Raw genomic sequence first — 736 nt, forward strand, 5'->3', positions numbered from 1 at the left:
CGTTGCACTCACAGCCCAGTTCGCCGGGGATACAGCTGGCGACGCAGGTGTTGTTGACACACTCGAGGTCGCCAAGGCACTGGCCAGCGTTGCACTCACAGTTGAGCTCGCCTGGGGTGCAGGCCGGATCGCCGTCGCCATCTCCGGTGTCGCCATCGCCATCGCCGGTGTTCTCGCCGTCGCCATCCCCGGTGTTGTCGCCGTCGCCGTCGCCTTGCACGGTGCTGCTGGACTCGCTCGTGGTGTCGTCGCTCTTGCCGTCGTCGCTGCACGCGAAGACGAGTGGAAGCACGAACAAGCTCAGCAAGGGCAGCCGCTTCATGCGGTCACGTTCGCACGCGGGGCCTTGGCTGGCAATCGAGATCGCGCCCCGTAGGGGGGCCTTCAGTCTGCGGGAGATACCAGTTCGGCCCTTGGCCGGTTCAGGGACGCTGGCCTGCGTGGGTTCAGGACTGTGCCGGCTGCCGACACCGAGCCCAGCGCCCGACTGTGCGCGATGGGGCGAAGGTCCGCGACCAGGCTCATGCAGCAGGCGTTCCTCGTTCACGTCGAGGACGGAGCCATCACGAGGGTCCCGACGATCCCCTGCCCGAAGGCCTGAGCCTCGGTGCGGTCGCCCACGGGGACTTCGACGGTGATGCACGGTCTGAGACGCTCTTCATGAACGAGCATGATCGGCAACACAGCGTCAGCCATGCTCTCGGCAGCGGGTGAGGAGTCGATGCTGGGCCTGTTG

The 736-nt window shown here is 66.6% G+C and carries 1 protein-coding gene and 1 pseudogene; both read right to left on the reverse strand.

Annotation, left to right across the window (positions count from 1 at the left end; genetic code table 11):
- A pseudogene (locus DB30_RS42145) lies at nt 1-322 on the reverse strand (hypothetical protein); the annotation flags it as partial.
- A gap of 221 nt (nt 323-543) precedes the next feature.
- Nucleotides 544-736, reverse strand: a 193-nt coding sequence (locus DB30_RS42150; RefSeq protein ID WP_205633228.1) for a hypothetical protein, incomplete at its 5' end; no start/stop codon positions are given.

This window comes from Enhygromyxa salina, from assembly GCF_000737335.2.
Taxonomy (GTDB): Bacteria; Myxococcota_A; Polyangia; order Nannocystales; family Nannocystaceae; genus Plesiocystis; species Plesiocystis salina_C.